Consider the following 15561-nt stretch of genomic DNA (forward strand, 5'->3'; position numbering starts at 1 on the left):
TTTGTTAATGTTACTACTAAGACTCCCAACCATTTATATTCTCTCACTTCATTTTAGAGGTTTGCGGTAAAAAATTGGTGCATTACCCGTTACCTTTTAAGAATAGAGAAAAACAAGTAAATAAAGGTAAAAACACTGAATATGTCGAATTTCTTTGTATGATGACGCGAATAAAAAATAAACTCACCTTAAAATATATAGCCGCCATTCTATTATTTCTTAGTCTGCTCCTCGGCTTACGACTAGCTTGGTCCGAAATATTTTATACCTCAGAACATCCTGATGCTGTCCAAGGCATACTCGACATGCGTGGTTGGGACTTTAGTCAGTCTTCTACCATTGCGTTAAAAGGCGAATGGGAATTTTACCCCGAAAAATTAATTTCTCAGACAGATGTACAGATGGTTGAGGACCAATCGCGCTATATTGAGGTTCCGGGAGACTGGGGTAGTGTAACAGAAAGTAACCCTGATACCTCGTATGGATACGGAACCTATCGGCTGCGAATACTAGTCGATCCGCTGGAGCAGCCTGTCTCTTTTTGGCTTCAAAATATACAAACCTCATCTACCGTGGAGATAAATGGACTGACTGAGGGGGATATCGGGAACCCTGCTGAAAAGGCTGCGGATTACAAGCCGAGAAGTGTCTCTTACACAGCTTCCTACTCTGAAAAAGGTTCGGAAGAGATGGAGGTGCTGATTCGAGTAGCTAACTTTGACGATCCATACAATGGCGGTATTCTGCGTTCTATTCGCTTCGGCTCTCAGGCAGCGATTGACTACGTCCGCTGGTATTCCATCGGGTTTCAATTGGCTACATTTATTGTTTTGCTGGTCCATTGTCTGTATGCTTGTATCCTTTATATGTTTAATCCGCGAGAGAAGGCGTTGTTCCTTTTTGGATTGTTGACGCTGTTGGCTGGAATCATTATTGTCATTGATCACGATAACCTGCTCTTGCTATGGCTGCCGATCAATTATTCATGGGCGCTTAAGATTAAACTTCTCTCTTATGCATGGCAATCTTTTCTTATCCTTGCTCTCTTTAGAAGGTTTTCTCCGTTTCCTCACAAGAACAGGTGGTTGCGTGCTTACACTGCAGCACTTCTTTTATACTCTGGGTTTCTGCTGGTTGCATCCGCTCCACTTGTGCAGGGGTCAGTTGAATTAGGCTTTTTTATTTTTTTCTATCTATTCCCTCTTGTTTCACTTATTTATTCGATTGCAAAAATGTTGTTTATGAAGCAAACCGATAGCGACGTTATTTTTTTGCTGCTGTCTGTAGCAGGCATCCTGTCCGGTTTTTACTGGGACATTTTGTATACCTTCAAAGAAGTCATAATCATTTACTATCCATTTGATATTATTGCAGCCATTATTGGCTTTTCTACTTATTGGTTCAAAAAGTACTTCCGAAACGCCAAGGAAAACACGAAGCTAAATGAGCAGCTACAAGAAGCCGACAAGTTGAAAGACCAATTTCTTGCTAATACTTCACACGAGCTGCGGACGCCGCTGCACGGTATTATGAACATTGCTCAAACCGTTGTAAGCAAAGAGAAAGAGAAGCTGAATGAGAAAAGCCTTAAAGATATGGAACTGCTCATAACTATAAGTCGCCGAATGTCGCATATGCTTGGTGATCTCCTAGATGTCGCACGACTAAAGGAACACCGGATTATACTGCAGCTAGAACCGTTAAAAATTCAATCGATCATTCCCGGCGTAATCGGTATGCTAAAATTTATGATTGAAGGCAAACCCATTCAACTAATTATGGATATTCCGGAATCAATACCTCCGGTTATGGCCGAGGAAAAAAGACTCGTACAGGTTTTATATAACTTATTGCATAACGCCCTTAAATACACAGATGAAGGAGTCATCTCCGTTTCCGCTCAGGTCCAGGATGGATATGCTATTATCCATATTTCCGACACTGGTGTCGGAATGAATGAGGAAACGCAATTGCGCGTATTTCTTCCCTATGAACAAGGGTCTCATGGAATCAGTGATGGGAGAGGAATCGGACTTGGTTTAAGCATTTGCAAGCAGTTGGTAGAATTGCATGGCGGTGCATTAACCGTTCTTTCTGAACTAGGCAAGGGCTCCGTATTCCGTTTTAATCTTCCGTTAGCGAACATGTCAAATCTGCCATTGTCACAAGAGCAGCCTTTTCATAGCCATGGGATAACGGATAGAAGTGAAAATGTTCATACCGGATTAATTTATCCCGACAACGTAATCGACGAATTGGCGACTTCCGTACTTATCCCACCGCTTTTCAATGATGGGAAAATTAATATTCTTGCAGTTGATGACGACCCCGTTAACCTAAATGTGCTTGTTGGTATCCTATCGACCGAGCCATATAACGTCATAACCGTCCATTCCGCTCAAGAGGTGTTACAATTGTTAGGCACACAACAATGGGATCTGCTGATTGCCGATGTCATGATGCCGCATATGTCCGGCTATGAGCTAACGCAGAAAGTACGGGAGCATTACTCTCTATTAGAACTTCCCGTTCTACTTCTAACCGCGCGTAGTCAGCCTGCTGACATTTACACCGGATTCTCTTCAGGGGCCAATGATTATGTGACCAAACCTGTTGACGCACTGGAACTTAAATACCGGATTAGAGCGTTAACCACCCTAAAGCAATCCATAAATGAACGTTTACGCATAGAAGCTGCCTATCTTCAGGCTCAAATTCATCCTCATTTTCTATTTAATACGCTGAACTCTATTATGGCACTTAGTTATATAGATACAGAAAAAATGAGAGATATGGGGGATGCTTTTGCATCATATTTACGGATTAGCTTTGATTTTTTAAATACGGGAAAAATGGTCGAGCTTACTCATGAGCTGGAGCTTGTCGAAGCCTATTTGTATATTGAAAAGGTAAGGTTTGAAGACCGATTATCTGTCATATGGGAAGTTGATCCCACTATCACCTTGCTTCTTCCTCCACTCTCTATACAGCCGCTAATCGAAAATGCTGTAAAGCATGGCCTACTTAGTCAAAATAAAGGCGGTACGGTCCATATTCGGATTAGTCGGCAGGACAATTTCACTCTTATTGAAGTAAAAGATGACGGCAAAGGTATGGAAGAGGAAAAGGTATTGGAACTGTTGAGTCCGACATTGAAGAGAAATCGCGGTATTGGCATTACTAATACGAATCGTCGATTAACACAATTGTATGGTCGAGGCTTGTCTATTCTCAGTAATCCTAATGAAGGAACAACCGTTTCATTTGTCATTCCGAATAACCATAGCAATACTAATAGTTGAGAAAAATCGAAGACAAAAATACTTAATAGTCCCTAACCCTTTTCTGGGCGGGACTATTTTTGCTTGATGTACAACTATCCCATGTGATACTAATGGTTTTTGGTATTAATCTATCTCTTCATGCAGATAAAAATCCTCATTAAATGGCGTATACCCATATTTATTCAGATCAATTAGACCATTCTCACCTGCTGTAACACCCTCATCGCTTAAAAAAGCGGTCTGCATGAAACGGGACTCATCATCCTTAATAGCAATTTCTCCTTTGGCATTGACGACCCTATGCCACGGCAGATCGTGTAATTTGCTCATCAAATGCAAAATCCTTACTACCTGCCTGGCGCCTCTTGGACTACCGGCCAGCTTGGCAATTTGCCCGTATGTCATTACATAACCTGCCGGAATGTTTTTTATAATAGCAATTACCCTGCTTGTAAATGGCTTCATTTGCTCGCTAGATCCTCCGTTCATCATCATGAGAAAGACGAGTTAACTGGTACTTAGTTATTATACATCTTAAACCAAAGCCTATTTAAGATATCCTTATTTAATTCTTATTTAGGTACCAGTTAATCAAGGCTGCGGTCAGAGGATCTACCGCTTGGCCAAAGCCAATATCTCATCTGCAACGAGATCAGGACGATATTGATGAATATAATGCTCGGTATCCTTAACCACCACTTGCCTCGCCTGTACAGACCAAGAAGTAAATTCCTCTTCATATTTGTTCCAGACGTCATCGGTAACTCCCAGATAATCGGAGGTCAGCACCGTAAGTGGAAAAGGGAAGGGCTTCTTGTCATCCAAAACGACCTTTGCGTTAGCCCGAGATCGATGCAGTTCGTCATCTATATTAGCATTTTCAAGCTTAAGCAATGAGGCTTTCAAGTCAACCTCCTTCAGTTCATCTGGGACGAACATCAAGCTATTGCGAATTGCGCGTGAGTTTTCGACAACACTGTCGGATTGAAACAACATCCGAATCAAGCCTGTTTTGATGAGCAGCTTATTAATAAAACCGCCGCTTACTGGATTCTCTGTATCATCGTAGTAATATTCAGGACTTCCGCTATCCAGCATCACGATGCCTTGTACCTCGTCCGGGTATTTCTGTGCAAACCGGAGCACTTCGAGGGACCCAAGCGAATGTCCAACAAAGAGGTAAGGCGGTTTTTGTCCAGATGCTTGCAGTACTTCATGTATTTCGTTCGTTATTGTATCAATATCACGCTTCTTTTCCGTTGTATCGCTATATCCATAGCCGAACCGGTCATAAACTGCGAATTTAACATATGGCGCGAGCTTTTCATATAAAGGGGAGAAGTCTACATAAGGATTGGCTGTACCCCACCCGGAAGCAAATACAACCGTTAGATCCCCTTGCCCTCCAGTATATACATGCATATTTTTTCCATCTATATTATAAAGCCTTCCACTGGGGGTATAAGATTTTAGATCCTGACGAGTACTAACCAATTCATATATCGCGCCTGATCCCAGAAGAACAAGAATAGCCAGCAATCCGAAAATAGCCGTCTTCCATAATTTTGTACGCCACTTTTTCAACTCTCGCACTCTCCTTTAAGTTAACAGATACACTCCTGCTGTTTCCTTCATTGTAAGTGCTCAATCTTATCGGGGAGAAAACACGGTCTTAATTCTAGCTTAATTGATTATTTTGTTTCGTCAGCAGCTTAGCCTATCACAGAACACCTTACCAATAGCAATAAAAGCTAACAGACCGCAGCATACTGCATTGGTCTGTTCGCTTTTATTGTTTTGCCGAATATGCGCTTTGCGATGATACATTCAAAAACGAAGAAGCCTAGTTGCTTTTCGATCACGTCAAAATGTGATCTATCTGCACTTTCTACACTTCGCTAGCTACTTTTCGGTTCAAGGCCATTTTGGTTTCTTCTACTTCTTCGGCCTGTCCCTCACGTTTAATGAAGAATGAAAGCAAGAGACCAACAATTCCGATTCCGATAATGACTAGATACGCGTCATTAATACCCTGTATAGAGCCTCCATCATGATATGCTCTTTTGTAAAACTACCTGAGCCGGTGCCGGTTGAGGCGAACATTTCTTCAGCATGAGACTTGGTACGGTTTGCCATAACTGTGACAAGCAAAGAGGTTCCTATCGCACCTGCTACTTGTTTGATGGTGTTAGAAATAGCGGTACCATGAGCATTCAGTCTTGCTGGAAGTTGATTTAGGCCCGCCGTAGTGATTGGCATCAAGAACATCGCCATACCGAAGCGTCGTCCTGTGGACATCAGAACCAAATACGTATAGCTCGTGGAGTCGGTCAGATTAACGAATCCGATGGTTGTCAAGATCGTAATCGCCATACCGATGATAGACAACCACTTCGCTCCAAACCGATCGAACAGCTTTCCTGTCACTGGCATCATTATGCCCATTAGAAGGGCACCAGGGAGCATTAGCAACCCAGACTCTAGAGCGGTGTATCCACGTGCACTCTGCAAATATAGTGGCAGCAGCATCATATCTGCTTACATCACCATTGTCACAGCAATATTAATGATGGTTGTTAGGGAGAACATGCTATATTTGAAAGCCCTGAGATCTAGCAGCGGGCTCTTCGAAACCAGTTGTCTCCATGTGAACAATATCAAGGCGACCACACCTGTAACCAGAGAAACAATGACTTCCGCGCTTGACCAGCCTTTGCTTCCCGCACTGCTGAAGCCATAAAGCAAGGTTCCGAATCCGATTGTTGAGAGAATGACTCCTAAAATATCAATTTTAGGATATAAACGTTCAGCCACATTTTTCAGATAAATATAGGCAACCCCAATCACGATTATAACAATTGGAATCATTCCATAAAACATTGTACGCCAAGAAAAATGCTCAATGATATAGTCTGATTCAAAACGGCGATGAACGCCCCTAGAATCATGACAAACAACAAAGGACCTTTCTTAATGGAACTGCTGTCAAAAGCTAAACTTTTACTCATCATGCTTTAATCCCTTCAAATTTACCTGATACTAATTGACACTTTGTAGTATAATAAACTCAATGTTAAACATTATAATTTTCTCGTTTATATTTTACAAACTACAGATTTCCTGAAAATGTTTATTAGTTAACAGCTTGTCAAGATCTGTCATCTAAGCAGAAATTAAACTACATAACAGGATCTAATTGTTGTATAAAACATTCATTAAGAAAGGAAATGAGAATTTATGATGTCAAAAACAACGGTGCGTACGGATCCACGTGTACTTCGCACGCGCCAATTGATTCGGGATGCATTTATCGATTTGCTTGAGGAGATTGAACTTGAAAAAATAACCGTGAATCGTATTGCAGAACGCGCTACTATCAATCGTGTTACCTTCTATCTTCATTATAGGGATATTCCGGAAATGATTGAGAAGTTGGCAGATGACATGATTAATGAAATTCATACTATCGTGAATGATGTTCGGGATCAGTCTCGTTCAGATATGGATGGGACGATATTGGTTAAAATGCTTGAGCATGTCGCGGAAAATTCAAAGTTTTATAAGGTGCTGCTCGCTTCACAGCGCATACCTATCTTCACTGAACGGCTTACGAATCTGATCATTGATATTATCACTAACAGAGGCAAGAACCTAAATGATCCCTCATCACCTTCGGCTGTCACCGTTCCCAAAGATATTGCAATCTGGTACGGTTCGTCCGCCTTCATCGGTACAATTGTCTGCTGGCTTCGCAATGATATGCCCTATACACCACTTTTTCTCGCCAAGCAGCTTTCCCTATTGTTCCGTTTACACCAAAATACGTACCCGCTCATAGACCTGAAATAAATAAATCAAAAACAGGGTTACCCTCCAAGTCGATCCGTTCATCGACAAGAGGATAACCCTGTTCATATTAGCAATAAATAAATCAAGTTTGAATGATAAGAGGGTGTCTAAATGTTGAATGGCTATGATGGCCGTTGCTTACCCCCATGGTCGTGACAAATAAGACGGTCACTAAGCATACAATTTATTACCTGCTTAGACCAAGCGTCCGCGATTTGGTAGTATGAATTTCGTCGATTAGCTCTGGGTTTTTCAATAGTGATACCCCATAAGAAGGAATCATTTCTTTTAATTTCGGTTCCCACTCTTTAATATGTTGCGGGAAGCATTTGTTTAATACCTCAATCATAACGGAAACAGCAGTAGATGCACCCGGAGAAGCGCCGAGCAATGCAGCTATTGAACCATCAGCGGCACTAACCACTTCTGTACCAAATTGAAGAATTCCTTTGCCGGCAGGAGTATCTTTGATAACCTGAACACGTTGGCCAGCTACCACGAGATCCCAATCCTCGCTTTTAGCATTCGGAACAAACTCTCGTAACTCTTCCATACGCTTTTCTTTCGATAGCATAACTTGCTGGATGAGATATTTTGTCAACGGAATGTTTTTTGCGCCTGACGCCAGCATCGTTACGACATTATCCGGTTTTACGGAAGTTATCAAATCAAACATGGAACCGGTTTTCAAGAACTTTGGTGTGAAGCCGGCAAACGGTCCAAAGAGCAATGATTTTTTGTTGTCGATAAATCTTGTATCAAGATGCGGTACAGACATCGGAGGAGCACCTACTGGAGCTTTACCGTATACCTTAGCATGATGCTGCGCTACAATATCCGGATTGTTACACACCATAAATAGCCCGCTCACCGGGAATCCACCAATATGTTTTCCTTCAGGAATACCGGATTTTTGCAGCAAATGCAAGCTTCCGCCCCCGCCGCCAATAAATACGAATTTTGCAGTATGGCGTTCGACGGTTCCGCTATCGATATTTCGTATTTTCAATTCCCACAAGCCATCGCTGGTACGTTTGATATTATTAACACTATGTTTGTAATTTATGTCGACATTTTTAGTTTTTAAGTGTTCAAATAACATGCGTGTTAAGGCGCCAAAGTTGACATCAGTACCCGAGTCGATTTTTGTTGCCGCTATTGGTTCATTTGATTTACGGTCTTTCATTATAAGTGGAATCCACTTCATTAGTTTTTCCGGATCATCAGAAAACTCCATTCCTTGGAACAGAGGATTGTTTGACATGGCTTCAAAACGTCTTTTTAAAAACGCTACATTTTTTGCTCCTTGTACCATACTCATGTGTGGCAATGGCATGATAAAGTCTTGTGGATCACGTAACCGATTGTTTTCGACCAGATAAGACCAAAACTGCTTTGATTCCTGGAACTGTTCGTTGATTTTTATAGCTTTGCTAATATCAACTGATCCGTCCGGTTTTTCGACAGTGTAGTTCAGCTCACACAATGCAGCATGCCCAGTTCCCGCATTATTCCATTCGTTAGAGCTTTCCTCTCCTGCACTTGCGAGCTTCTCAAACACTGAAATTTTCCAGTCCGGAACTAATTCTTTCAGCATTGACCCCAAAGTCGCACTCATGATTCCAGCACCAATTAAAATAACGTCTGTCGTAGTTTGTTTGTTACTCATCTTTACCTTCCTTATACCCTATGATTTGTGAAAGGATGTAGACAGTCCTAGGCGTCACAGCAAGCTATGGCGCGACTACTAGTCGCACACCTTTTCTGGTTCATTTTAAACACGATCATAATGTATCAATAAAATCAATAGACTCAAATATATATATACTATAATACGCTAGTTTCAAACTATTTAAAAGCTGGTAAACTTCGGTGGTGACATACTGATACAGTTATGAATTGAAAAATCTATCCACCTGACTCTTTGAACTTACAAAAACCAAGAAATTAACTCCTTTTATCGGCTGTCCCTTACACTTGCATCAGCTAATTTAGAGCAAAACTCTATGTTCCAATATATTTTTCAAACTGATATGAGACTTTGAAGGTCCGAGCTTTATAAGGGAATCTTGAAATTCGGCAAGCTCCTCGATGGATGCCGTTTGTACCTTGATAAGGTAATTATATTCTCCACTAATGCGATGCAAATCCGTTACTTCCTTGGCATCCTGGCAGAAATCCACGAGTTCCTGGCAATGCTCTGTTTTTAATAGAATAAAAGTGGTTGTGCCTCGGTTCAGACCCCGTAAATTAAATTCCGCAGCATATCCAGAAATAATACCTTTCTCTTCTAGCTTGATAATCCGTTCTTTAACGGATGGTTGAGACATGGAAACTTCTTTACTGATTTGAGAAATAGGCATTCGCGCATTATGCTGAAGGAATTTCATGATTTTCTTATCAATGTCATCGATTAGATGCTCCATATCAATGACCTCCTAACCCAATTTAATAAAATAATCCTATTCAACTTAATTTCCTTATATTTAATAACCATATTACTATAAAGTGCTCATTTTTCGTATGTATTCCATCGTTGAATATGACTATAATAAATCCATCTTAAATAAGGAGAGATTATCCATGAGCGTAAAGGGTCTTTCACATGTAGCGATCCAAGCCAAAGACTATAAAGCAACGATTGCATTCTATACGGAAGTTTTAGGGTTCAAGGTAGGCCATCATTGGAGTCTGCCGTCTTTTCAGATTAAAGAAGCCACCATGCTAGTTTCACCTGACCAAAGAACCTGTATTGAAATTTTTGATAATGATGCAGTCATTCCTGCTCAAGGTAAGAAAACATCGTCTGATGAAGATATTGCTCACGGAGCATTATTACACTTCGCCTTCTATGTGGATAATGTAGTGGAGATATATCAAAAAGCCCTTGCTCACGGAGCAAAGGCTTTTGTAGAACCGGATTCCCTTTCACTTGGCGAACCACCCCTTTTAGTAAAGAACGCTGTCATTCATAGTCCAAATGGAGAAGTTATTGAATTTATTGAAGATGTTGATTTTGATAGGTCTGCCAAGATCCATACAAACTAGATGAACCAAGAAACGTTTTTTAGGAGTTCTCGCTTATATTTTTAAAGCAAGTTTTGACCTCTGTCTATGATGAATATCAAAGCCCTCATTCCATATATTTTTGCGACGGGCGCCGTTCGTTCTTCCGATATACCTTCGGCGCCATACCGCTCCATTTTTTAAATACCTTGTTGAAATAGCTCTGATCGTTAAAATTCAGCCAGGCTGCGATATCGGCGATCGGATAATCGGTTAGCGTGAGCAGCCTCTTCGCTTCTTCAATCCGTTCGCGTTGGACGTACTCGGAAATGGTCAGCCCAACCTCCTTCTTGAACAGGCTCGACAAGTAGTTTGGACTGAGATTCGTGCTCTCGGCTAGCCGTTCAAGAGTAATGTCGCCGTATAAACGGTTGGCGATCTCATGAAGACTATCCTGTATTGCGGGCGAGTAGTGACCCCGTCGAACCTCCGACACCCGATCGACGAAGTCGAACAGTACTTCAGTCATGATGGCGCCGATTGCTTGCAGCGTATCCTTCTCCTCCAGCTGCTGAATATAGAAATCACTCAGTGTAAATGCATCCTCCTCGTGCAATCCTCCTTCAATTGCAGCTCGGCAGATTAAAGCGATTCCCGTAATCATCAGGTTCTTCTCACTGCGAAGCCTGCTCCGCTTGGCCAGCACGCCAAACTCCTCCTCGGCAATGATGGTTTCCGTGACGAATGTTCGTATTCGTTCCCTCTCCCCGTTGCGCACGTAATGCAGCATGACTCGCTCATGCGATAGGTTGGCATGCAGCATGCCGCTGCGACGTCTTCGCGACAGCTCGGCATCAGGCTCTTTCTTCTCCACAACCGGTTCTGGCAACGGTATACCATCCGCTAGAAGACTAGTCGACGAATCGACGAGCTGCCTGTGAATAACATAGTAAATCATCCGGCTTAAAGCAGGAATGCGCTCCGGGGAGAATAGCGGAATTTCTTCGTACAATTGGAGAAAATGTCTTCGGTTACCGGTTGGGAGAGAACTCATTGTCTCGTTCCATTCGCCCCCTTTCGGCTTTTCATGTATGTATGGACCAACGACGAGCGTACCGGCAAGCTGGTTTTCGTCAAGCGCATTTACAAAAAAATACTGCAGTCTGGAACGGGTAAAATGAACCGGCTGCTCTGCTGCATACAGCGCATAAGCGTAGCCAGCTAGCTGTTCGCGAATGGATGCAAAATAAGGGTTAGAGTGAAGCGAAAGGTCGGCGTATTCCGCTTCAATGGTTCGGCCCGGATGTATGATAAATACAGGAAGTCCAATAACATCGAAGAGAAGCCGGCCAAAAACAACCAGTTCGGGGAGCTTATTCATGCGAACCTCCATAGAGTACGATTAGGTTTAAAAAGAAGATGATAAAAAAGTACTACAAATCATTGATAAATACAATTTTCAATTATGAAAGCGCATTACAATATGAGTGTACAAATCCTCTGCTATAACACTCGAAAGGAATGATTCGAAATGTTGGAAAATAAAATAGCTATCGTCACTGGAGCAGGAAGCGGTATCGGCCGTGCTAGCAGCTTAAAAATGGCAGGCTACGGCGCGAAGATCGTCGTTGTCGATTTTAATCAGGAATCCGGGCAAGAGACGGTTGGGATTATTCATGAACAGGGCGGCGAAGCCATCTTCGTGCAGGCCGACGTGTCAAAAAGCGAGGATGTTCAGCGCTATGTAAAAGCGGCCGTTGATGCTTACGGACGTATCGATATTTTCTTTAACAATGCCGGCGTTGTACAGAAGTTCTCGAAGCTCGCTGACATTGATGAGAATGAATTCGACCGGATTATGAACGTCAATGTAAGAGGTGTCTTTCTTGGTATGAAATATGTTCTAAAGGTGATGGAAGAGCAAGAAAGCGGAACGATCATTAATACCGCTTCGACGGCAGGGGTAAAAAGTGAGCACAGCGCTTCCGCTTATTCCGCCAGCAAACATGCGGTTGTCGGTCTGACGAAGGGTGCTGCGATCGAGTATGTGAAGAAAGGCATCCGTATCAACGGGATTTGTCCAGGCGGCGTGGAAACAGCTCTGACGAAAAGTGTAGAGCAAGCATTCATGTCGGGGGGATATGTGCCAGAGGAAGTCGGCAATATGCGTATGGGTCGCTATGCTAAACCGGACGAGCTTGCGGAACTTGTCACATTCCTCGCTTCCGATCGCTCCAGCTACATGACAGGCTCCATCGTACTGATCGACGGCGGTTTGACGCTCTAAACGAATTAGACTGCTCCTTTGGCGGATTCAATCCGTTCGAAGTAAGCACACTGTAAAGGAACTGCGACAGATCCACATGGCCTCTAAAAGTCCTTCACCGCATCAGAGCGGCTGAAGGACTTTTTTTATAATCGATACACAGCCTTATTGGCTGCGTTGAATTTTTCTATGGTAGCTAAACGGTACAAATCTGCCTTACAATACATCCACTTCATACACCTGATTCTGATCATGTTTTGTCATGGCCAAATTAGTACGATTAATGTAGATCATTCGGCTAAATATTTTGGAACCGTTCAAATCAATGATTCGCTGGATCGTGTTCTCAAAGATCAACCCTCGAAAGTGAAGGAAGCGGTATACGGCATCATTCAATCCAATTTCATTACAGACGTAACGAGTGAGGAGGAAAGAGAGGCGTTATTAGAATTGGGACTCGCTCAAGCTAAGTATATAGCGGACAACTACTTGAAAGATGACGAGGCAGCGGAATTTATGAATACGATCCGTCAAATCGGAGCCATCTCCAAAACCGGAACCGTAGACCCAGAAACGAAAGAAATCCATTACGTAACACCGCCGCAAAGGCCGATTGGGGCTCCGGACGATTATATAAATTTGACAGACATGATGCAGAAATTCGAGCCGGAAACGCTGGGCAAGCTGCAGGAAGCTATTGTAAATGGAAAAGATTGGAGTATCATCTTGATAAACTTTGCTGAGAAAGTATCGACTCGTAAAGATTGGATAAAGGAATATAGAGAGGAAGCAGCCAAACAGATTGAGGACATCATCGGTGAAAACAGATTTGGGAATGCCTCTACTGCCAGCTTGGCTGCGTTCGTCAAAGATATCAAGGATATTATTGACCATGCTGAATTTAAAAATACTGGGTTCATAACGAACAATATAGATACTTTTATGCGAACATTGGGAAGCCAAATATAGTGGAATAACCGAAAAAAGAGGGAATCGTTCAAGCTTTTTGCCTGACGTTCCCTCTTTTTTTAATCGTATCCGCCTTCTAAATGATTCTTTATTACATTGCTGTTAATCCACCGTCGATGACAAATTCAGAACCCGTCGAATAACTTGATTCGTCCGAAGCAAGGAAGAGCACAAGATTTGATACTTCTTCAGATTGAGCCAATCGTTGCAGTGGAATATGTTTCGCAAATTCTTTGATCACATCGACTGCATCACCTTGTGTAACCATTGGAGTTTCAATAACACCTGGGTGCACGGAATTTACTCGGATGCCGAGCGATGCCAATTGAAGAGCCGCTGCTTTCGTTATACCGCGAACCGCAAATTTCGTATCCGTATAACCAACTGCTCCACCGACTAACCCATTCATTGATGAAATATTCACAATAGATCCATTGCCTGTCTTTTTCATAGAAGCAATAGTTGCCTTTATTCCAAGGAAAACAGACACTTGATTAATTTCTACTATTTTTCGGTAATCCGCCTCTGTCATATCGAAAATCGATTTGTTCATGCTAATGCCTGCATTGTTCACTAACACGTTGACAGGACCAAATGTATTTTCTGTTTCTGCAACAACCGTTTCCCAGTCAGCTGCTTTTGTTACATCTTGCTTCACGAACTTCACGTTTTCCCCTAATTCCGCTGCTAGGGCTTGTCCGCCCTCTTCATTCAAATCGGTAAAAACAACTTTTGCACCTTCACTTACAAATTTACGGACATGAGATTCTCCCATACCACGTGCGCCACCTGTAACAATAACTACTTTACCTGCTAAGCGTCCCATTTAAATCGCTCCTTTAAGTACTTGAATTTCATTAAATTATATTATAAACATGATGATTTTCAAAACTGGGCTTTATACGCTTTTATCTTGAATTATTACTGGTCATTTGTAGCTGGAAAGCGAATCGTAACGGTTGTTCCAATACCCTTTGAACTATTATAAAAAATTTCTCCATCATATATTTCTACAATATTAAAGCAAATCATTAACCCCAAACCTGTTCCATTGCTTTTTAAAGAATAAAAAGGGGTGCCTAGCGACTTCACCTCAGCATCTGACATGCCATTTCCTTCATCGATGATTTTTATCTCGATAAAATTATTATTTCTATTGGCTATGACGGAGACTGATTTACCATTTCCGGAAGCTTCTAAAGCATTTTTTATTATATTAATGAGTAACTGTTTGAACTCAATTTGATTAATAGAAATCATGCAATCTTCCTCTACTTGTATGTCAATTTGATTATCAGACAGCATGGCATAGGAATTGAGCAAACCTGTAACACTCTGAAGAACATCCTTCACATTCACTTTTTCTGGTCTTTGATCTCTATTCGGTTTTGAAAGTGTCAAAGATTGGGATATAATCTGTTCTACTGTATTTAATTCATCAATCATTAAGTTGAATTTGCTTTTTATAGGATCACCAAATGTAGGGTCTTCTTTAAAAAATTGCAAAAAACCTCTAACAACGGTTACTGGATTTCTAATTTCATGCGCGATAGCAGCTGTTAATTGTCCTATCATCTTTAAACGCTCAGATTGCTGTAATTGCTCATAATAAAGCTGCTGTTTTTTTACCCGTCTAAATGATAAATGAAAAATAAGAAATAATAAAACCTGAATCGCTACTATATTAATAAGATTGCCTAGAATGTCATGATGTAAATATGAATATAGTTCCCCTCTATCAATCAAGATGATATAGCTAAAAGTAATTATTATTAGTATTCCATTTACAATATAAGAAAAATAAAACAATTTTAAATCAAAAAACAGAATAGAAAGAACAGGAATAAGACAAATGAAAATATATGTAGTCCACGTTTCAGGATACAAAAAGAAAAGAGTATAGAAATAAGCAAATCCTAATAGAATGATGATCCTTCTAAAAAAATGTGTCTCATAGTTAGGATATATCCATAAACAAACAGTTAGAATCATTACACATAAGAAATGTATGATATACCCAAAATGAATTCCGTTCAACTCTGTTGTAGATAGTATTAATCCAGTAACCATAAGAATGATGATGATTAACATGACAATGTAATATGTTTTTCGATTCACCTGACTGTAAAATTCTTTCATGAATTCACCACTTTAAAATAAATTATTATCTTATTCAGTTTAAAGCCC

The 15561-nt window shown here is 41.2% G+C and carries 12 protein-coding genes and 1 pseudogene; 5 read left to right on the top strand and 8 right to left on the bottom strand.

Features of this window, described 5'->3' with window-relative positions; translation table 11 throughout:
• The first annotated feature begins 161 nt into the window (after positions 1-161).
• Positions 162-3302, top strand: coding sequence for a hybrid sensor histidine kinase/response regulator (locus AC0YOD_RS16635; protein WP_475800445.1), 3141 nt, complete (start codon positions 162-164; stop codon positions 3300-3302).
• A gap of 105 nt (positions 3303-3407) precedes the next feature.
• On the opposite strand, the gene AC0YOD_RS16640 is transcribed toward AC0YOD_RS16635, so the two are convergent.
• The 3 genes and pseudogenes from AC0YOD_RS16640 to AC0YOD_RS16650 all read right to left on the bottom strand — a co-directional run.
• Positions 3408-3749 carry an MGMT family protein gene (locus AC0YOD_RS16640; RefSeq protein WP_475800446.1) on the bottom strand — a complete coding sequence of 114 codons (342 nt, stop codon included), beginning with the start codon at positions 3747-3749 and terminating at the stop codon, positions 3408-3410.
• 147 nt (positions 3750-3896) lie between these two features.
• Entirely contained in the window at positions 3897-4868 is a 972-nt protein-coding gene (locus tag AC0YOD_RS16645) for an alpha/beta fold hydrolase (protein WP_475800447.1), read from the bottom strand.
• Positions 4869-5172: 304 nt separating this feature from the next.
• Positions 5173-6194 (bottom strand): annotated as a pseudogene (locus tag AC0YOD_RS16650) (DHA2 family efflux MFS transporter permease subunit); the annotation flags it as partial.
• A gap of 330 nt (positions 6195-6524) precedes the next feature.
• Between AC0YOD_RS16650 and AC0YOD_RS16655 the strand changes: the two are divergent.
• On the top strand, positions 6525-7133 hold the full coding sequence (locus AC0YOD_RS16655; protein ID WP_475800550.1) for a TetR/AcrR family transcriptional regulator: 609 nt from the start codon (positions 6525-6527) through the stop codon (positions 7131-7133).
• Positions 7134-7320: 187 nt separating this feature from the next.
• Here AC0YOD_RS16655 and AC0YOD_RS16660 read toward each other — a convergent pair whose 3' ends face one another.
• Positions 7321-8802, bottom strand: a complete 1482-nt coding sequence (locus tag AC0YOD_RS16660; RefSeq protein WP_475800448.1) for a malate:quinone oxidoreductase — start codon at positions 8800-8802, stop codon at positions 7321-7323.
• A 322-nt stretch (positions 8803-9124) separates the two neighbouring features.
• Positions 9125-9559, bottom strand: a complete 435-nt coding sequence (locus AC0YOD_RS16665; protein ID WP_475800449.1) for an Lrp/AsnC family transcriptional regulator — start codon at positions 9557-9559, stop codon at positions 9125-9127.
• A gap of 157 nt (positions 9560-9716) precedes the next feature.
• On the opposite strand from AC0YOD_RS16665, the gene AC0YOD_RS16670 reads away from it, so the two are divergent.
• A complete protein-coding gene (locus AC0YOD_RS16670; RefSeq protein WP_475800450.1) occupies positions 9717-10181 on the top strand; it encodes a VOC family protein in 465 nt (154 codons plus the stop codon).
• Between the two features lie 85 nt (positions 10182-10266).
• On the opposite strand, the gene AC0YOD_RS16675 is transcribed toward AC0YOD_RS16670, so the two are convergent.
• Complete coding sequence (locus AC0YOD_RS16675) at positions 10267-11520, bottom strand: helix-turn-helix domain-containing protein (RefSeq protein ID WP_475800451.1); 1254 nt, start codon at positions 11518-11520, stop codon at positions 10267-10269.
• A 150-nt stretch (positions 11521-11670) separates the two neighbouring features.
• On the opposite strand from AC0YOD_RS16675, the gene AC0YOD_RS16680 reads away from it, so the two are divergent.
• Both AC0YOD_RS16680 and AC0YOD_RS16685 read left to right on the top strand, forming a co-directional pair.
• Entirely contained in the window at positions 11671-12426 is a 756-nt protein-coding gene (locus tag AC0YOD_RS16680) for an SDR family NAD(P)-dependent oxidoreductase (RefSeq protein ID WP_475800452.1), read from the top strand.
• Positions 12427-12657: 231 nt separating this feature from the next.
• On the top strand, positions 12658-13374 hold the full coding sequence (locus AC0YOD_RS16685) for a hypothetical protein (RefSeq protein WP_475800453.1): 717 nt from the start codon (positions 12658-12660) through the stop codon (positions 13372-13374).
• Positions 13375-13465: 91 nt separating this feature from the next.
• Here AC0YOD_RS16685 and AC0YOD_RS16690 read toward each other — a convergent pair whose 3' ends face one another.
• Together AC0YOD_RS16690 and AC0YOD_RS16695 are read right to left on the bottom strand one after the other, a co-directional pair.
• Entirely contained in the window at positions 13466-14200 is a 735-nt protein-coding gene (locus tag AC0YOD_RS16690; protein ID WP_475800454.1) for a glucose 1-dehydrogenase, read from the bottom strand.
• A gap of 95 nt (positions 14201-14295) precedes the next feature.
• The gene (locus tag AC0YOD_RS16695; protein ID WP_475800455.1) at positions 14296-15513 is read right to left on the bottom strand and encodes an ATP-binding protein; all 1218 of its coding nucleotides are present in this window, start codon (positions 15511-15513) and stop codon (positions 14296-14298) included.
• Between the last annotated feature and the right edge of the window lie 48 nt (positions 15514-15561).

The sequence above is a fragment of the Paenibacillus sp. J31P13 genome (genome assembly GCF_056269295.1).